Source organism: Pseudonocardia acidicola, assembly GCF_012911935.1.
GTDB lineage: Bacteria > Actinomycetota > Actinomycetes > Mycobacteriales > Pseudonocardiaceae > Pseudonocardia > Pseudonocardia acidicola.
Window position 1 is genome coordinate 1 of the sequence record NZ_JAAXLA010000103.1, and the last position, 17982, is coordinate 17982.

Annotated in this window: 14 protein-coding genes and 1 pseudogene; 10 read left to right on the forward strand and 5 right to left on the reverse strand. The window is 72.3% G+C overall.

Annotated features, from left to right (window positions below):
• Together HF526_RS31680 and HF526_RS31685 are read left to right on the forward strand one after the other, a co-directional pair.
• On the forward strand, window positions 1-1026 hold a 1026-nt coding region (locus tag HF526_RS31680; protein ID WP_211178104.1), incomplete at its 5' end, for a hypothetical protein.
• Window positions 1027-1373: 347 nt separating this feature from the next.
• Window positions 1374-2639, forward strand: coding sequence for an Hsp70 family protein (locus HF526_RS31685; protein WP_169385337.1), 1266 nt, complete (start codon window positions 1374-1376; stop codon window positions 2637-2639).
• Between the two features lie 57 nt (window positions 2640-2696).
• Here the strand turns inward: HF526_RS31685 and HF526_RS31690 are convergent, their stop codons facing one another.
• On the reverse strand, window positions 2697-3527 hold the full coding sequence (locus tag HF526_RS31690; protein WP_169385338.1) for an SDR family NAD(P)-dependent oxidoreductase: 831 nt from the start codon (window positions 3525-3527) through the stop codon (window positions 2697-2699).
• Between the two features lie 237 nt (window positions 3528-3764).
• Here HF526_RS31690 and HF526_RS31695 point away from each other — a divergent pair, with 237 nt between their 5' ends.
• A complete protein-coding gene (locus HF526_RS31695) occupies window positions 3765-4562 on the forward strand; it encodes an SPFH domain-containing protein (protein ID WP_169385339.1) in 798 nt (265 codons plus the stop codon).
• Here the strand turns inward: HF526_RS31695 and glpK (HF526_RS31700) are convergent.
• Together glpK (HF526_RS31700) and HF526_RS31705 are read right to left on the reverse strand one after the other, a co-directional pair.
• Window positions 4532-6040, reverse strand: a complete 1509-nt coding sequence (gene glpK / locus HF526_RS31700; protein ID WP_169385349.1) for a glycerol kinase GlpK — start codon at window positions 6038-6040, stop codon at window positions 4532-4534. The genes HF526_RS31695 and glpK (HF526_RS31700) overlap by 31 nt on opposite strands.
• A 10-nt stretch (window positions 6041-6050) precedes the next feature.
• Window positions 6051-6812: an IclR family transcriptional regulator domain-containing protein gene (locus HF526_RS31705; protein WP_169385340.1), complete on the reverse strand. Its 762-nt coding sequence runs from the start codon at window positions 6810-6812 to the stop codon at window positions 6051-6053.
• A 133-nt stretch (window positions 6813-6945) separates the two neighbouring features.
• Here HF526_RS31705 and HF526_RS31710 point away from each other — a divergent pair, with 133 nt between their 5' ends.
• The 5 genes from HF526_RS31710 to HF526_RS31730 all read left to right on the forward strand — a co-directional run bounded on the left by HF526_RS31710 (window position 6946) and on the right by HF526_RS31730 (window position 13550).
• Complete coding sequence (locus HF526_RS31710) at window positions 6946-7797, forward strand: MIP/aquaporin family protein (RefSeq protein WP_169385341.1); 852 nt, start codon at window positions 6946-6948, stop codon at window positions 7795-7797.
• A 21-nt stretch (window positions 7798-7818) separates the two neighbouring features.
• Window positions 7819-9336: a glycerol kinase GlpK gene (gene glpK, locus HF526_RS31715; RefSeq protein WP_169385342.1), complete on the forward strand. Its 1518-nt coding sequence runs from the start codon at window positions 7819-7821 to the stop codon at window positions 9334-9336.
• 35 nt (window positions 9337-9371) lie between these two features.
• Complete coding sequence (locus HF526_RS31720; RefSeq protein ID WP_169385343.1) at window positions 9372-11081, forward strand: glycerol-3-phosphate dehydrogenase/oxidase; 1710 nt, start codon at window positions 9372-9374, stop codon at window positions 11079-11081.
• 153 nt (window positions 11082-11234) lie between these two features.
• Window positions 11235-12779, forward strand: coding sequence for a phospholipase effector Tle1 domain-containing protein (locus tag HF526_RS31725; RefSeq protein ID WP_169385344.1), 1545 nt, complete (start codon window positions 11235-11237; stop codon window positions 12777-12779).
• Window positions 12780-12923: 144 nt separating this feature from the next.
• The gene (locus HF526_RS31730; RefSeq protein WP_169385345.1) at window positions 12924-13550 is read left to right on the forward strand and encodes a DUF4232 domain-containing protein; all 627 of its coding nucleotides are present in this window, start codon (window positions 12924-12926) and stop codon (window positions 13548-13550) included.
• Between the two features lie 5 nt (window positions 13551-13555).
• On the opposite strand, the gene HF526_RS31735 is transcribed toward HF526_RS31730, so the two are convergent.
• Together HF526_RS31735 and HF526_RS31740 are read right to left on the reverse strand one after the other, a co-directional pair.
• Window positions 13556-15454, reverse strand: a complete 1899-nt coding sequence (locus HF526_RS31735) for a helix-turn-helix domain-containing protein (RefSeq protein ID WP_169385346.1) — start codon at window positions 15452-15454, stop codon at window positions 13556-13558.
• A gap of 125 nt (window positions 15455-15579) precedes the next feature.
• A complete protein-coding gene (locus tag HF526_RS31740) occupies window positions 15580-16599 on the reverse strand; it encodes an LLM class flavin-dependent oxidoreductase (RefSeq protein ID WP_169385347.1) in 1020 nt (339 codons plus the stop codon).
• Between the two features lie 330 nt (window positions 16600-16929).
• Here HF526_RS31740 and HF526_RS31745 point away from each other — a divergent pair, with 330 nt between their 5' ends.
• Window positions 16930-17766, forward strand: a complete 837-nt coding sequence (locus HF526_RS31745) for a mycofactocin-coupled SDR family oxidoreductase (RefSeq protein WP_169385348.1) — start codon at window positions 16930-16932, stop codon at window positions 17764-17766.
• Window positions 17763-17982, forward strand: a pseudogene (locus HF526_RS31750) (AAA family ATPase); the annotation flags it as partial. The gene HF526_RS31745 and the pseudogene HF526_RS31750, both read left to right, overlap by 4 nt.

Below are 17982 nucleotides of genomic sequence, written 5' to 3' on the forward strand. Positions count from 1 at the left end.
CTGACCCCGGTGCTCGCCCCGATCACCCTGACCCCGGTGCTCGCCCCGATCACCCTGACCCCGGTGCTCGCCCCGATCACCCTGACCCCGGTGCTCGCCCCGATCACCCTGACCCCGGTGCTCGCCCTGACCACCCTGACCCCGGTGCTCGCCCTGACCACCCTGACCCCGGTGCTCGCCCTGACCACCCTGACCCCGGTGCTCGCCCCGGTCGGCCTGCCCCCGGTGCTCATCCCGATCACCCTGACCCCGGTGCTCGCCCCGGTCGGCCTGCCCCCGGTGCTCATCCCGATCACCCTGACCCCGGTGCTCGCCCTGATCGCCCTGCCCCCGGTGGTCATCCCGGACGCCCTGACCCCGGTGCTCGCCCCGGTCGGCCTGCCCCCGGTGGTCATCCCGGTCGCCCTGCCAGCGGTGGTCCCGCTGGTCGAAACGGTCGTCCCGCTCGATCCCGGCCCGGTGCTCACCGTCGCCACGCTGGCCGTCCCACCCGGCCCGGACGTCGTGATCGGCGTCGTTGTGGGTGTTCCAGACACGAGCGTCACGGTGATCCACCTGGACGTCCTGGCCGGTCCAGGTCGCCGCGACGGCCGGTGCGCCCGCGCCGGCGTGATCGGCGTGGTTGACGTAGGCGTCGTGGTGGTGGCGGTGACGGTGGTGCTCTCCGTCGCGGTCGCGCCGATCCGCCCGGGCGTCGGCCCATCCGTCGCCGGGGCGGCCGTCACTCCAGCCGGGATGCGGGAACCGGGCGTCCGGCACATCGTGGCCGGCCTGGGCGCCCCACCGGAACGCCGGGCCGAAGTCGGCAGGGGGCGCCTGAACGCCCGCCGGGACGTCGTGGCCTCCCGGCCACGCAGAGATGTGCCGGTTCGGTTCATGGTCGGGCTGCGGCGCACGGCCCGGGTGGCCCGGCCCGTCGGCCCGCCCCTCCGCATCCATCAGTCCGTCAGCACTGAAAGCAAGCGTCATTCCGCTCTCCCGTCATTTCCGATGCCCCATTCCGGAGCGGTTCAGGGAAGAAACTAGAGACCATTCCTGGGGCGAACTTATGAGCGGTGTGGGATGTCGCTCTGCGCGGCGAGCAACCCTGGCAGGCTCATAGGATCCACACAGTGGACGATCAGCCCCCTGAAAGATGCCTGCCGTTATGGTCAGCAACAGCACGCGGCGGCCGTCCTCTATGGACCCCTCACGCCTCCGCGCGAGGCCCGGTCATCAGCCGGAAGAGACCTTCAGGATGGGGCGCCGCAGCAATGGACCGATTTCTCGGAATCAACCTCGGGGCGAATTTCATCACCTGCGCGGAATATGGATCGGGATCGATGAGGCCCTGCTCCCCGGTCACCCGGACACGATCCGCCCTCCTCGTTCCGATGGACGGGTTCGCTGTCCTCGGCATCACTGCGGAACGCCTTGCCGCGGTCCGCCCGGGAGGCCTGTTCCACGACTTCACCCGCCGCGTCGGCGATCCCGTCCCGGTCATCGGACGCGACGGCAGTACATGTTCTGGAGCCGAACTGGTCGCGATCGCCGTAGCCTGCATCGTCCGCGAGCGAGCAGCCGGCGGGAGAGCTCACGTCACCATCGCCCACCCGTCGGCCTGGGGTGACCATGAGATCGCCGAGCTCAGGTCCGCACTGGCCGGGGTGGGCTTCGCGGGGGACGGGGTTTCACTGGTGACGGCAGCCGAGGCCGCCTTCACCACCGTCGAGTCGGCACCCGGGGTCGGTTTCGCACGGACGGTCGCGCTCGTCGACGTCGGCGACCGGTTCACCGATCTCGCACTCATCCACCGGTCCGAGGGCGGGCCCGTTCACGTACGGCCGGCCGCTTGCACCGAGGAGCTCAGCGGCACCGTCCTCGACCGAGCCGTCGCCGCGTACGTCGTGGAGCAGGTGCGCAGCGAGGTGCCCGCGCTCGACCCCGGCGACTCCGCCAACTGGCCGTGGCTGCGCGAGCTCGCGGCCCGCTGCCGTGCGGCACGCGAGCAGCTGTCCCGGGAGACGTCCGCCGTCGTACCGGTCGCGCTGCGCGGGTTCGAGCGCCGTCTACGGCTCACACGGCCGGAGTTCGAGTCCCTGATTCGCGAGCCGGTGGTGCGCGGCACCGCCGCCGTCGCCCGCACCGTGGACGGGGCCCGGGCCGGCGGCTTGGTCGTCGACGCCGTCGCCCTGACCGGCGGCGCGTCCGCGACGCCGCTGATCGTGGAGGCGATCTCCGCCCGGCTGAGGCTGCCCGTCCTCACCGGCCCGCACCCGGCCGTGGCCGCCGCATCGGGTGCGGCGGGCATCGCGGCCGCTCGCCCGGCCCGGCCGCTGATCGAACCGGTCCGACCGGCGGTGGTGACCGCCGCCGCACCGGTCTCCCGCAGACGCGTGGTGCGACCGGCACCGGTGACCGTCGCCGCCCGGGCCCGTGACGGCGGCGACACCGCCGTACCCACCTTGCAGCGCCGGGCCGCCCGGCGGAGCCGGGTGCGCCCCGCGGTCATCGGTTCGATCGCCGCGATCGCCGCCGTCCTCGGCATGGGCGGGTACGCCGCGACGCCGGCCCCGGGGTCGTCCGCCCACGACCTCGGCCCCATCAGTTCGACCGGCGCGGCCGATCTCGGAGGCGGGGGGTACGGACACACGAGGTAGTCGCCTGCTGCGACAGCGGGATGCGGTGCACGCCGGGAACCATCGCGCCGACCCGGATCAGGACGCGGCCCGCGGCGGGGTCACGACCATCGGGGCGTCCGGGCCGCCCCCGTCGACCTGCAGTCGCTGCCCGGTGAGGTACCCGGCCTCCGGCGAGGCGAGGAACGCGACGACCCCGGCGACGTCCTCGGGCCGGGCGACCCGGCCGAACGGGTACGTGGCGTCCAGCTCGCTGATCGTCGCGCCGCCTCCGGTGGCCGCGACGAGCCGCGCGCCCATGTCCGTGACGACCAGCCCGGGCGCCACGACGTTGACCCGGATCCCGTGCGCCCGTTCCTCGCGGGCGAGCGTGCGCGCAGCGGCCTCGAGCGCGGCCTTGGCCATCGTGTAGGCGGCTCCGTTCGCGGGCGCGTGCTCGACGATCGCGCTCGACACCACGACGACGTCCGCGCGCCCGGCCGCGCGCATGCCGGGCAACAACGCCCGGACCAGGGTCAACGGCCCCAGCACGTGCACCCGGAGCAGCCGCAGGTACTCCTCGTCGCCGGTGTCGGCGATTGCGGTGCCCCGACTCGCCGTTCCGGCGTTGCTGACCAGCAGATCGACGGGCCCGAGTTCGGCGGCGATCCGCTCGGCCATGCCCGTGACCGCGCCGGGGTCGTCCACCGCGGCACGATAGGCGCGCGCCGTCCCGCCGCCCGCCCGGATGGCGGCGACGACGTCCGCGGCGGCGCTCTCGTCACGGCGGTAGTTCACCGCGACCGTGGCGCCACCGGCGGCCAGCCGGAGTGCGATGGCCCGGCCCACCCCGCGCGACCCGCCGGTCACGAGTGCGGTGCGCCCGGCCAGCGGCGCCTGTGTTCCGTCACCCGCGGTGGGTCCGGACATCTCCATCTCCTGTTCTGTTCGCCGGGCCGGGCAGAGCCGGATCGCGGCATCGAGCCGGACACTAGTCTCCGGCGATCACGCCCCGATCGAGCAGCTCGATCCGCAGGAGCCGCCGCCCGGAGTCGCGCTGCTCCGCGAGAAGTGTGGGGTCGGCGCACGGCGAGGGACGTTCGCCCCTGGCAGGGGCGGGTCGCCGTCGGAAGTCTCGGTCAGGACGCAACGAAGGCGGCGGTCTCTGTGGCCAACCTCGGTGTCGCCATCGTGCGGCAGTACGAAAGCGGTGTGGTCTTCCGGTTCGGAAGGCTGCACAACGTCCGCGGCCCCGGAGTGCACTTCATGATCCCGCTGGTGGACCGGATGCAGAAGGTCAGCCTGCGCACGGTCACCATGCCCATCCAGTCCCAGCAGATCATCACGAAGGACAACGTCTCCATCGGCGTCGCCGCGGTGGCCTACTACCGGCGAACCGACGCGGTGAAGTCGATTCTGGAGATCACCGACGTCGATCGGGCGGTGTATGAGATCGCGCAGACCACCGTGCGCAACGTGGTGGGCCGCTCCCTGCTCGACCAGGTGCTCTCCGAGACCGAGACGCTCAACAAGGCGATCAAGACCGTGCTGGACGAGCTGACCAGTCCCTGGGGTGTCTACGTGCAGCTCGTCGAGCTCAAGGACATCGAGCTGCCGCAGTCGATGCAGCGGGCGATGGCCCGCCAGGCCGAGGCGGAGCGGGAGAAGCGAGCCAAGATCATCGCAGCCGAGGGGGAGGCCCTCAGCGCCGGCAAGCTCGCCGAGGCCGCCGATGTGATCGCTGCGCATCCCGTCGCACTCCAGCTGCGGAACCTGCAGGTGCTCGCCGAGATCGCCATCGAGAAGAACTCCACCATCGTCTTCCCCGCGCAGTTCCTCGACAGCGCCCGCGCGCTCGCGAGGTTCGTGGAGTCGGAATCCAGCCCCTTGCCCCACGCGCTGACCGACTGGCACACCCACACGGGCGAGGCGGGTCAGGGGGCGTCGGAGCGCACCCAGCCGTAGCTGCGGTTGACCGCCCGGCCCCAGTTCTCGTGCTCGGAGCGTCGCAGCGCTGGATCCATCGCCGGTTCCCACGCGGCCGCCCGGTGCCAGTTGCCGCGCAGCACCTCCAAGTCCGCCCAGTACCCGACGGCCAGTCCCGCAGCGTAGGCCGCCCCCAGCGACACCGCCTCCGACCCGAGCGGCCGCTCGACCGGCACGTCGAGCACGTCGGCCACGAACTGCATGAGCAGGTGGTTGGCCGTCATCCCGCCGTCGACCTTCAGCCGGGTCACCGGCACGCCCGAGTCGGCGTTCATCGCATCGACGACCTCACGGGTCTGCCACCCGGTGGCCTCGAGCACGGCGCGGGCCAGATGCCCCCGGTTGATGTAGGAGGTGAGCCCGACCATCACCCCGCGCGCATCCGGGTGCCAGCGCGGCGCGTAGAGCCCGGAGAACGCCGGGACGATGTAGCAGCCACCGTTGTCCGGGACCGTGCCGGCCAGCGTCTCGATCTGGGCCGCGGTCGCGATCATGCCCAGGGAGTCGCGGAACCACTGCACCAGCGAGCCGGTCATCGCGATCGAGCCCTCGAGCGCGTACACCGGCGCGTCGCCGAGCAGGTAACCGACCGTCGGGATGAGCCCGTGCGTCGACTCCGCCATCCGCTGACCGGTGTTCATCAGCAGGAACGCCCCGGTGCCGTAGGTGCACTTGGCCTCGCCGGTGGCGAAGCACGTCTGCCCGACGAGCGCGGCCTGCTGATCGCCGAGCGCGCCGGCGACCGGGACGCCCGGCAGTACCGCGGCGGCCGTGCCGTAGACCTCGGCGTTCGGCCGGATCTCCGGCAGCATCCGGCGCGGCACCCCGAGCGCGTCCAGCAGCGGCTGGGACCACTCCAGCGAGCGGATGTCCATCAGCATGGTGCGGCTGGCGTTGGTCACGTCGGTGACGTGCCGGCCGCCGTCCGGCCCGCCGGTCAGCCGCCAGATCAACCAGCTCTCCATCGTCCCGAACAGGACGTCGCCGGCCTCCGCTCCCTCGCGGGCCCCCGGCACCTTGTCCAGCAGCCAGCGCAGCCGCGGCCCGGCGAAGTAGGTGGCCGGGGCCAGCCCGCTGACCTGGGCGAACAGCGGTGCGTGCCCGTCAGCGGTCAGCTGCGCGACGAGCCCGTCGGTCCGGGTGTCCTGCCAGGTGATGGCCCGGGCCAGCGGCAACCCGCTGTGCCGGTTCCAGATCACGGTCGTCTCACGCTGGTTGGCGATCCCCAGCGCAGCGATGTTCTCCGGGCCCAGCCCGGCCCGCTTCAGCGCCGCGGGGACGATGCGGGCGACGTTGCGCCAGATCTCCTCGGCGTCGTGCTCGACCCGGCCGGGCCGCGGATAGTACTGACGGTGCTCGCGCTGGGCCACGGCGAGCATCCGGCCGGACCGGTTGAACAGCAGGCAGCGGGTGGACGTGGTGCCCTGGTCGATGGCGGCGACGACCCGCTCCATCAGCGGTCACCCCTCACGTGTGCCCCAGCGTCACCGAGATCTCGCGGGCGGCGGCGACGAGTTCGGCAACCAGCCGTGGCCGCGGCTCGCCACCGGAACCGAACAGCTGCTCCACCGGCCCCCCGATACCCAGCGCCCCGACCGTGAGTCCACCGGCGCTGCGCAGCGGCACCGCGGCACCGCCGATGCCCGTCTCGAACTCACCGACGTCGGTGGCACACCCTCGGCGCCGGGCCGAGGCGAGGTGCAGCTCCAGCGCGGCGCTGCTCGTGCACGTCCGCCCGGTGTAGCGCTGCAGGTCCAGCTCGCGCAGCGTGGGGGTGACGACGGGAGCGAACGCGAGCAGGCACTTGCCCGGCGCGGTCGCGTGCAACGGCTGCTCCTCGTTGATGCGCAGCCGCTGCGGGGAGCCGTCGGGCCGGAACACGTGATGCACCAGGCTCACCGCACGACCGGTCGAGACTCCGACGTGCACCGCGCAGCCGGTGCTGCCGGCCAGCGCGTCGGCCCAGTTCATCGAGCGTGCGCGCAGGTCGTGGCGGTCCCAGCCCTCGGTGTGCAGCTGGTGCAGTCCCTCGCCGAGGCGGTACTGCGCGCTCGGCGCGTCCTGGTCGACGAAGCCGACCTCGCGTAGCGTCCGGACGATCCCGTGTGCGGTGGGGCGGGGGAGGTCGAGCGCCGCCGCGATCTCGGCGAGCGCGAGGGGGCGTCCCGTGCTCGCGAGCAGCCGCAGGACCGCAGCTGCCCGTTCGATGGTCTGAATGGAGCCGGGCACCTTCGCAGGGTAGCTGCGGTGTGACCCGTTCGGCGTTCCGGATTCGACATTGACGAACTACGGCGGTTGCTCTCGTCACAACCGGTTCCTAGCGTCATTCGCCAGCCGCCACTGGAACCCAAGGGAGGGCCCAATGCGGAAGACACTCTTCGGGGAGCTCAGTGCCGAGTTCGCCGGCACCATGATCCTCATCCTGTTCGGAACCGGGGTCGTCGCCCAGGTGGTGACGTCGCCCGACAAGAGCCTCGGCGGCCACGACTCGATCGCGTGGGCGTGGGGCATCGGTGTAACCATGGGTGTGTACGTGGCGGGCCGGCTGAGCGGGGCGCACATCAACCCCGCGGTCACCATCGCCTTCGCCACCTACAAGGGGTTCCCCTGGCGCAAGGTGCTCCCGTACATCGTGGCCCAGTTTCTGGGCGCGTTCGTGGCCTCACTCATCGTCCGCGTCGTCTACGCCGACGCGATCAGGAAAGTCGACCCCGGCCACACCATCAAGACCCAGGGCATCTTCTCGACCCTGCCGGGCAACGGCGTGGACGGCATCGGCATCCCGACCGCCTTCCTCGACCAGATCGTCGGGACGGCCATCCTGATCTTCGTCGTCTTCGCGCTCGTCTCGGCCGTGAACAACCCGCCGCTGGCGAACATGACCCCGTTCATCATCGGGTTCCTCGTCGTCGGCATCGGCATGGCGTGGGGCACCAACGCCGGTTACGCCATCAACCCGGCCCGTGACTTCGGCCCGCGGCTGGGCTCGCTGCTCACCGGTTACAGCACCGCGATGTACGACCAGCACGGCAATCTGTACTTCTGGCTACCGATCATCGCCCCGATCATCGGCGGGCTGATCGGCGGTGGACTGTTCGTCCTGCTCATCGAGCGCTACCTGCCGAGCGAAGAGGAACAGGAATTCATCCAGTCGACCGGCATCGTCGAACACCCCGAGCCGCAGCCGTCGCGCAACCCGGTGAACCCGTCCTGACGAGCAAACGGAGAAGAGACCATGGCTGAGTTCATCGGCGCCATCGACCAGGGGACGACCAGCACCCGCTTCATGATCTTCGATCACGGCGGCAACGAGGTCGGTCGCCACCAGCTCGAACACCAGCAGATCCTGCCGCAGGCGGGCTGGGTGGAGCACAACCCCGTCGAGATCTGGGAGCGCACGTCCGCGGTCCTGCAGACCGCGCTCAACAAGACCGGGCTGTCCGCATCCGACCTCGTTGCGCTGGGCATCACCAACCAGCGCGAGACCACGGTCGTCTGGGACCGGCGCACCGGCCGTCCGCTGTACAACGCGATCGTCTGGCAGGACACCCGCACCGACCGGATCGCCTCGGCGCTCGACCGGGACGGTCGCGGCGACGTCATCCGGCAGAAGGCGGGCCTCCCGCCCGCCACCTACTTCTCCGGCGGCAAGATCCAGTGGATCCTGGAGAACGTCGACGGCGCCCGCGAGGCGGCCGAGCGCGGCGACGCGATCTTCGGCAACACCGACACCTGGCTGCTGTGGAACCTCACCGGCGGCCGCGACGGCGGGGTGCACATCACCGACCCCACCAACGCCAGCCGCACCATGCTGATGAACCTCGAGACCCTGGACTGGGACGACGAGCTGCTCGGCTTCTTCGGCATTCCGCGCTCGATGCTGCCCGAGATCAAGCCCAGCTCCTGCCCGGAGTGCTACGGCACCACGCTGGCGGCCGGTCCGCTCGGTGGCGAGGTCCCGATCACCGGTGACCTCGGCGACCAGCAGGCCGCCACCGTCGGCCAGGTGTGCTTCGCCCCCGGCGAGGCGAAGAACACCTACGGCACGGGCAACTTCATGCTGCTGAACACGGGCACCGAGCTGGTCCGGTCGAAGTCCGGCCTGCTCACCACGGTCTGCTACAAGTTCAACGACGAGCCGACGGTCTACGCCCTGGAGGGTTCGATCGCGGTCACCGGCTCAGCGGTGCAGTGGCTGCGCGACCAGCTCGGCATCATCTCCGGCGCCGCGCAGAGCGAGTCGCTGGCCCGGCAGGTCGAGGACAACGGCGGGGTGTACTTCGTGCCGGCGTTCTCCGGGCTGTTCGCGCCGTACTGGCGCTCGGACGCGCGCGGCGCGATCGTCGGGCTGTCGCGCTTCAACACCAACGCGCACCTGGCGCGGGCCACCCTGGAGGCGATCTGCTACCAGAGCCGTGACGTGGCCGAGGCCATGGAGCAGGACTCCGGGGTGCACCTGGGCGTACTCAAGGTCGACGGCGGCGTCACCGCCAACGAGCTGTGCATGCAGATCCAGGCCGACGTGCTCGGCGTGCCGGTCAGCCGCCCGGTCGTCGCCGAGACGACCGCGCTGGGGGCGGCCTACGCCGCCGGGCTCGCCGTCGGGTTCTGGAAGTCGACCGACGAGCTGCGCGAGAACTGGAACGAGGCCAAGCGCTGGGCCCCGCAGTGGAGCGAGGAACAGCGCGACACCGGGTACGCACGGTGGAAGAAGGCGGTGCAGCGCACCCTCGACTGGGTCGACGTCGACTGACCCGGTCCCGAGACCCACACACGGAAAGGTTCACCATGAGATCGGTCGCGCTCTCCCCGGAGGCCCGGACCAGCGCGCTGGAGGCCATGGGGTCGACCGAGCTCGACGTCCTCGTGATCGGCGGCGGCGTCGTGGGTGCCGGGAGCGCCCTCGACGCCGCCACCCGCGGGCTCCGCGTCGGACTCGTCGAGGCACGGGACTTCGCGTCCGGCACCTCGAGCCGCTCCAGCAAGCTCATCCACGGTGGCCTGCGCTACCTGGAGATGCTGGACTTCCGGCTCGTCGCCGAGGCGCTGCAGGAACGCGGGCTGCTGATCGACCGGCTGGCGCCGCACCTGGTCCGCCCGGTGCCGTTCATCTACCCGTTGCAGCACCGCGGCTGGGAACGGCTCTACGCCGGCACCGGCGTCGCCCTCTACGACACCCTCGGGTTGCTCTCGCGCCGGGCCCGCGGGGTGCCGCACCACCGGCACCTCACCCGGCGCGGAGCTCTCAAGATCGTCCCGGCGCTGCGCCCCGATTCGTTGGTGGGCGCGCTGCAGTACTACGACGCGCAGGTCGACGACGCACGGCACACGATGTTCCTGGCCCGCACCGCCGCCTCCTACGGGGCGCACATCGCGTCCCGGGCCCGGGTGGTCGGGCTGCTCCGTGAGGGCGGGCGGGTCACCGGGGCGGAGGTGCACGACCTGGAGTCCGGCGACCGGATCCAGGTCCGCGCCAAGCAGGTGATCAACGCGACCGGCGTGTGGACCGACGAGACCCAGGCCCTGGCCGGCGAACGCGGGAAGTTCCACGTCCGGGCGAGCAAGGGCATCCACCTGGTGGTCCCGCGGGACCGGATCCGCTCGGACTCCGGGCTGATCCTGCGCACCGAGAAGTCCGTGCTGTTCGTGATCCCGTGGGGGCGACACTGGATCATCGGCACCACCGACACGGACTGGGAGCTCGACAAGGCACATCCGGCGGCCAGCGCGTCGGACATCGACTACCTGCTCCAGCACGTCAACGCGGTGCTGGAACAGCCGCTGAGCCGCGACGACGTCGAGGGGGTGTACGCCGGGCTGCGCCCGCTGCTGGCAGGCGAGTCGGAGTCGACGTCGAAGCTGTCCCGCGAGCACGCCGTGGCCTCCCCCGCGCCGGGGCTGACCGTGGTGGCGGGCGGCAAGTACACGACGTACCGGGTGATGGCCCGCGACGCCGTCGACCAGGCGGTGCACAGCCTGGACCGGAAGGTGCCGCCGTCGATCACGGAGAACGTCCCGCTGCTGGGCGCCGAGGGGTTCTCGGCGCTGCGCAACGGCCGCGCCGGGCTGGCCGAGCGCTCGGGTCTGCACCCGGAGCGGATCGAACACCTGCTGGGGCGCTACGGCTCGCTCATCCACGAGGTGCTCGACCTCGTCGCGGCCGATCCCGGTCTGGGCGAGCCGCTCACCGGGGCGTCGGACTATCTCCGGGCCGAGGTCGTCTACGCCGCGTCGCACGAGGGCGCCCGCCACCTCGACGACGTGCTGACCCGGCGGACCCGGATCTCCATCGAGACGTTCGACCGCGGCCTGCGCGCCGTCGAGGACGCCGCGGGGCTGATGGGCGGGGTGCTCGGCTGGAGCGACGAGCAGCGCAAGCGGGAGATCGAGCACTACCAGGGCCGGGTGGCGGCCGAACGGGAGAGCCAGCGGATGCCCGACGACGCCACGGCCGACTCCGCCCGGATGGGCGCCCCGGACGTGGTCCCGGTGGCCTGACCGGGCGCCTCCGGCAGGTTGTCACGAACGGCACTTTCGTGACATAGATGTGAACGCAAGTGCCGTTCGTGACAACGGGCAGGGCGCTCACGAGCGGCGGACCTGCTTCGCCGCGGCGCCGGGTGCGCCGCCGGACCGATGGGCGGAGGCTCCGTGCGCCATCTCGTCGTGTGCTGCGACGGCACCTGGAACACCCGCGAGCAGCAGACCACCCGCGTCCCGACACCCACCAACGTGGTCCGGCTGTACAACGCGCTCGACGACGTGGACGGCGACGGCCACGAGCAGGTGCGCTACTACCACCCCGGCGTGGGAACCGACGGCAGCTGGATCGACCGGCTCGTGGCCGGCGGGCTCGGGGTCGGGCTGTCGCACAACATCATGAGCGCCTACCACTGGCTGGCCGTGCACTACCGGCCCGGCGACCGGATCTCGGTGTTCGGGTTCAGTCGCGGCGCCTACACCGTCCGCAGCCTGGCCGGCATGATCGCCACGTGCGGCCTGCTCGACCTCGCCGACGCCGACCCGGCGGAGGCGTGGCGCCGGGTCGACCGCGCCTACGACGTCGGGTACCGGCCCCCGACGGACCGCCGTGCGGGTCGGGGCTGGGCCGGCCGGTGGCCGTTCCACCACGGCCCGGAGGGCGCCCCGGTCGCCGTGCACCTCGTGGGGGTCTGGGACACGGTCGGCGCTCTCGGCATCCCCGACACCGTCGGGTTGATCGCGGTGCTGAACCGCGACCTGCGGCACCGCTTCCACGACACCACGCTGAGCCGGTCGATCCGCTGCGGGCGGCACGCGGTCGCGATGGACGAGACCCGCGGCCCGTTCACCCCGACGTTGTGGACCGATCCGCAGCCCGGGCAGGACGTCGCCCAGGTGTGGTTCCCCGGTGATCACAGCGACGTCGGGGGCGGGCACCCGCAGAGCGGCCTGTCCGACGGCGCGCTGCGCTGGATGATCGAGGAGGCCGGGAAGAGCGCCGGCCTCGCGTTCCGTCCCACCGCCGTCGACCAGATCGCGCCGGACTACCTCGACGTGTTGCACGACAGTTGCACCGGGATCTACCGGCAGCTCTCCCCGCAGCCCCGGGCGGTGCCGGTGGTGGCCCGTGACCGTTCGCCCGGCGTCATGCACTCGTCCGCGTTCGATCGGCAGGACAACCCGCCGATCACCGCGTCCCGCTACTGGCCCACCCGGGTGCTGCGGCCCGGCGAATCGGCGACGGTCGACGTGTTCGCCCGCCAGGAATGGAACGCGACAGGCCTCTACCTGGAACCGGGCGGCTACGCGTTCACCGCCACCGGCCAGTGGCTCGACGGCCGCATGCCGGCGGACGCGGCCGGCCACTCGGATTCCCGTCTCCACCCCGAGGAACTGGCCCACATGGCCGGGTCGGCCCTCGGGGTCGCGGAGCGGCTGGCCCAGCGGATCCCCGGGAACGAGCTGGGCGAGTTCCCCGCGACCCGCCGCGCCGAGGACCTGCCGTGGATGTCGCTGGTCGGAGTCGTGGCCAACTGGACGATCCAGCCGGAACCCGACGAGCCGCCTCGACACGACCGGTTCGGCATCGGCACGGACACCAGGTTCACCGTGCTGAAGCCGGGCTACCTCTACGCCTTCGCCAACGACGCCTGGGGCCTGTACGGAAACAACCGCGGATCCGTGGCGCTCACGGTCACCCGGGCCGGGAGCTGACCGCGACCGGCACCCCGGCGTGGCCCCGGGCGCCGTCCTGGTCGCACCGCCTGGGTGATCATCTCCGGCCGGTTCGCGCGGCGCCGGGCCCTCGACCGGGATACCGGCCTACTGTCCGGGCGGAGCGATCGATCGGAGGACATGATGCGCCGTCGTAGGGCGAGCGGGATCTGCGCGCTGGCCGTCGGGCTGCTCACCGCGCTGGCCGGGTGCGGCAGCCCGACAGCAGGCACCGCCGAACCGGCACCGGGAGACCCGCCCGCCACCGCAGGCGCCGCTGCCGCGACATCAGCGGCCGCCGCGTCCCCGGCAGCGGTGCGGCGCTGCGTCGCCGGCGATCTGTCCGTACGCCTCGGCAACCGCACCGGCGACGCCGCCGCCGGGCAGTACACCGTGCCGCTCGTCTTCACGAACACGTCGGCGAAGCCGTGCGAGCTGTACGGGGTTCCCGGCGTCGATCTCGTCGGGCCGCGCGACCCCAACGGAACGACCTACTCGCTGCGCCGCCCCGGGGCCGACGCCGCCCAGCAGCGGATCACTCTGGCTCCGCGGCAGAGTGCGCACAGCGTCATCACCTACCTGACGGACACGCCGGGCTCGGAGGGGTCGCTGGGCTCGCGCAACTGGGTGCCGGTCCAGGTCGTGACCACCCCACCCGGCGATACTCACCAGCTGGTCACACCGTGGACGACCGGGGACTCCGTGCTCCGGCAGGACTCCGCCACCCGGCCCGGCTCGTTCGTCGGCCCGATCGCCCCCGGAGCGGCCTGACGCACTCAGCCGGGTGTGGTGCCCGAGGCCAGATCCAGCACCTGGAACGCCAGCCGGGCGGCGAGCAGCGAGTCGAGGTCGTGCACGTCCCGGCCGCCCACCTCGCGGATCCGGGCCAGCCGGTAGCGCACGGTGTTCTCGTGCACGCCCAGCGCCTCGGCCGCGGCACGCACCTGCCCGGTCGCGGCGACGTAGGCGCGCAGGGTGTCCACCAGCCGCCCGCCGGTCCGCCGGTCGTGCTCGTGCAGTGGACGCAGGTAGTCCTCGGCGAACCGGAGCGCCTCCGCCACCCGATCGGTGTTGATCACCAGCCGGAACACGCCCAGGTCGGCTGCGGCGAGCACGCCGCGGTTCCAGCCGAACGCCCGGGCCAGCTCGTCGATCTCGCGGAGCTCGCGATGCGCGGCGGCGAAGTCACCGGCCCGCCGGCAGACCGTCGAGACAACCGCGACGCGGACACCCGGTATCCGGTCCGGGTGTCCCGCGCCACGCACCATCGCCTCGAGCCGGCGGCGCAGGTCGTCGAGCAGCCCGGCCTCGGCGGCGCGCGGCAGCCGGAGCAGCACGATCATCGCCCCCGGGACCGCCACCGCGGCGGGCTCGGGCACGCCGAGGGCCTCGGCGAGAGCGCGCACGACGAGGTTGCGACGCCCCGGCGTCGGCCGCTCGCCGGGCCCCTCGTCCGGGGGTGACCCGTCGGCGCACAGCCGCACCAGCACGTGCGGCTCCGAGAGATCCACACCGAACTGCGGCGCGCGGCGGGCCAGCTGCCCGGCGTCGCGGGCACCGCGCAGCAGGTCGGCCAGGAAGTCGTCGCGGGCCTGCCCCTCGGCCTCGGCCTGGCGCTGCTCGGACAGGAGCTGCAGCGACAGCACCGTCGCGCCGTGCTCGGCCAGCTTGCTGTCGACCGGCCCGAGTGCCCCGCCCATCTCGACGACGTCGAGGTAGCCGCAGCGCCGGCCCTCCACCATCAGCACGCACAGCAGGTGCCGCCGGCTCAACCCGACGGCCGGCTGCGGCGGGACGATCGCCGAGGGCCGGCCGACGTCGAGTTCCTCGACGGCCCGGCGCACCGCCGGCAGCGCCTGGAACCCCGGCCGCAGTCCGGGTGCCTCGCCCAGCTTGAGCGCCGCGGGCGCCGCCCAGGCCCGGACCTCCAGCCCCGCGTCGTAGAGGATCACCGGTTTGCCGGCGAGCTCGCAGAGCAGGTCGACGACGGCGGCGACGTCGGCCCCGGCCAGCACCGCACCGGTCAACCGGGAGTGCACCTCGGCGAGGTAGTCGGCGACGCTGCACTGGCGGGCGAGCTGCCCGGCCTGGCGGCGCAACCGGGCGGTCTGCACAGCCTGACCGACGATCACCGCCGCGAGCCGGGCGAACATCTCGGCGAGCTGGATGTCGGCGGCGGTGAACTCGTGCTCGGAGTCCTCGTCGTCGACGTAGACGATTCCGATGACCTCGCCGTCGACGACCAGCGGCACCGACAGGATCGCCCGCACCCGCCAGAACCGCATCGCACGGCGCACCGGGCGGGGGTCGTGCTGTGCGTCGGCGGCCAGCACCGGTGCGCGCACCGCGACCGTCTCATGGGTCAGGGTGTCCTCGCTGGTCCCGGCGATCAGCTTGCGGATCGCCGGCCCGATGTCCTCCCCGCCGGAGTGTCCCGCGACGCCCTGGAAGCGGCCGTCGTCTCGGCGCAGGAACGACGAGCAGCGCTTGACCCCGATCAGCTCGCAGAGCTGCCGGCCGACCAGCGCCAGCAGGTCCTCCAGGCTGCCCGACGCGATCACCTCGGCGCCCGCCTCGGCGAACGCGGCCAGGCTGTGCCGGTAGCGGTCCTGCGCCTCGGCGGGCGGCGCAGCCGGTCCGGGATCCCAACGATCGGCCGCTTCCGCGCTCGTCATCGCGGGACCCTCCCCACCCCGACGACGATGTCGGGATCGCCCACCCTCGTGACCCGGCCTCCCGTCGACCGTAGAGGCCGGGTCGGCCCGGCGGAAGGTTCGAGGATCCGGGTGTCGGGGGGCACTCAGCCGTTCAGCGCGGCCCGCACCTCGGGGATGACCGTGGAGGCCAGGTACTCGATGCGGGCCGACCCGCTCGCCACGCTCTCTCCGGGCAGTTGGGCCCAGAAGTGCACGTCCTTGATCTGCGGCGTGTCCCGCAGCAGTGCGGTCAGCTCGCGGACCGCCGTCGCGGCGTCCCAGAGCTGGTAGGCCCCGGCCGCCACGATGGCGTCGGCGTCGGGGAAGCGGGGCGCGTCGTCGGGCGGGCCGAACGCCCCCCACTCGATGTACTGGTTGAGCTGGTAGAGCGCATGCGGGCCGATCCGGGCCCACTCCTTCTCGGGATCCTCGGCGATGATCGCCCACTGGCCGGCGTAGATCCGCGCGTCCTCGACCGGCTTGCCGGCCTCGGCGACGGCCGTGAGGTACGTGTCGTGATGGGCGTTCTGGGTGGAGAGGAACCCGTCGGCGATCCGTGCGGCGCGGGCGATGGCCGGCGGTTGCATCGCCCCGACGAGCAGCGCGGGCGGCTGTTCCGGGACCGGGGTGACCGGCAACGCCGGCAGCGAGTAGCGCTTGCCCTCGAACGGCTCGCTCGACCCCGACCAGGCCCGCCGGATGATCGCGGCGCCCTCCTCGAGCAGGCTCGGCCGATTCGTCAGCGCCTTGCCGAACGCGTCGAACTCGCGCCGCCAGTAGCCCTGGCCGATACCGAGGTCGAACCTGCCGCCGGTGAGCAGTGACAGCGTCGCGGCGTCCTCCGCGAGGCGCACCGGGTCGTGCAGCGGGGAGACGACGAGGTTGGTCCCGATCCGCAGCCGGCTGGTGCGCTGCCCGATCGCCGAGGCCAGCACGAACGGCGACGGGGTGTAGCCGTCGTCGCAGAAGTGGTGCTCGGTCAGCCACACCGACCCGATCCCGAGCCCCTCCGCCCAGGCGATCTGGTCGAGCACCTCGGCGTAGAGGCCGCTGAAGGGCCGGCGCCACCGCTGTGGGTTCCGCAGGTCGTACCAGAGGCCGATGCTGGTGTCGCTCGTCGACATGGCTGTCTCCCGGGCCTGCGGTGGGCTGCGTGATCGGATCCTGGAGCCGGTCCGGCGGCCGGTCACGCCGCCCGGTGCGCAGGATTTGTGGACTTCCCCAAGCCGCACCCGCCGCTTCCAGCGCGGCACCGACCGGGCGTGACACCCGGTGCGGCACCGTCCCGGGGCGGCCCCGTCAGCCGCAGCACCCGGCGACCCGGCCGGGGCGATCTTGGAAAACCCGACAACCGCCCCGGACCGCAGGCGGTGACGCGGCCACCCCGCCGGGTGACGATGCGGAAGCGGATCAACCGGCGCCGGGGCCGGCCGCGATGGGGAGAGGTGCACGCAATGGGGCGGATGGACGGCAAGGTCGCGCTGGTGACGGGCGCGGCCCGGGGGCAGGGCCGGGCGCACGCGATCCGGCTCGCCGAGGAGGGCGCGGAGGTCATCGCGATCGACTCGTGCGAGCAGATCGACTCGGTGCCCTACGCGATGTCCAAGACCGGCGACCTCGACGAGACGGCCAAGCGGATCGAGGAACTCGACCGGCGGGTGGTCGCCCAGCAGGCCGACGTCCGCGACTCCGCGCAACTCGCTGCGGCCGTCAGCGAGGGATTGAGCCAGTTCGAGCACATCGACGTCGTGTGCGCCAACGCCGGCATCTTCAGCGGGGGGATGGCCTGGGAGCTCACCGACGAGCTGTGGCAGGACATGATCGACGTCAACCTCACCGGGGTCTGGCGGACGATCAAGGCGGTACTGCCGTCGATGATCGAGGCCGGCCGCGGCGGGTCGATCATCATCACCAGCTCGACGGCCGGGATCCGGGGTTTCGCCGGCTTCTCGCACTACACGTCGTCCAAGCACGCTGTGATCGGGCTGATGCGCTCGCTGGTCAACGAGGTCTCCCAGTACAAGATCCGGGTCAACACCGTGCATCCGACGTCGGTGGACACGAACCTGCTGCACAACGACATGCTCTACAAGCTCTTCCGGCCCGATCTGGAAACCGTGACCCGCGAGGACTTCGCGGAGGCGTGGAACACGATGAACGCGTTGCCGATCCCGTGGGTCGAGCCGGTGGACATCTCCAACGCGGTGCTCTTCCTGGCCTCCGACGAGGCCCGCTACGTGACGGGGACCCAGCTGCGGGTTGACGCCGGCTTCTGCGAGAAGGTCGGATGACGCCTGTGACGTCACCCTCTTCGGCGCCGGCCAGCAGCGGTGCCCGCCGCGACGAGATCGCGGGGGGCGTGGTGGGCCGGCGCCGGGAACTGGACCTGGTGCTGGCGGCGGTGTCCGCGGGCCGCGACATCCTGCTGGAGGGCCCGCCGGGGACGTCGAAGTCGACGATCCTGCGCGCGATCACCGCGAACTGGGGTGTGCCGTTCGTGCTGGTGG

What these genes read in the sequence shown, in the direction of transcription:
- HF526_RS31685 (WP_169385337.1), top strand. Translation starts at nt 1,374, where the DNA reads ATGGACGGGTTCGCTGTCCTCGGCATCACTGCGGAACGCCTTGCCGCG.
- HF526_RS31690 (WP_169385338.1), bottom strand. Translation starts at nt 3,527, where the DNA reads ATGTCCGGACCCACCGCGGGTGACGGAACACAGGCGCCGCTGGCCGGG.
- HF526_RS31710 (WP_169385341.1), top strand. Translation starts at nt 6,946, where the DNA reads ATGCGGAAGACACTCTTCGGGGAGCTCAGTGCCGAGTTCGCCGGCACC.
- glpK (WP_169385342.1), top strand. Translation starts at nt 7,819, where the DNA reads ATGGCTGAGTTCATCGGCGCCATCGACCAGGGGACGACCAGCACCCGC.
- HF526_RS31720 (WP_169385343.1), top strand. Translation starts at nt 9,372, where the DNA reads ATGAGATCGGTCGCGCTCTCCCCGGAGGCCCGGACCAGCGCGCTGGAG.
- HF526_RS31730 (WP_169385345.1), top strand. Translation starts at nt 12,924, where the DNA reads ATGCGCCGTCGTAGGGCGAGCGGGATCTGCGCGCTGGCCGTCGGGCTG.
- HF526_RS31735 (WP_169385346.1), bottom strand. Translation starts at nt 15,454, where the DNA reads ATGACGAGCGCGGAAGCGGCCGATCGTTGGGATCCCGGACCGGCTGCG.
- HF526_RS31740 (WP_169385347.1), bottom strand. Translation starts at nt 16,599, where the DNA reads ATGTCGACGAGCGACACCAGCATCGGCCTCTGGTACGACCTGCGGAAC.
- HF526_RS31745 (WP_169385348.1), top strand. Translation starts at nt 16,930, where the DNA reads ATGGGGCGGATGGACGGCAAGGTCGCGCTGGTGACGGGCGCGGCCCGG.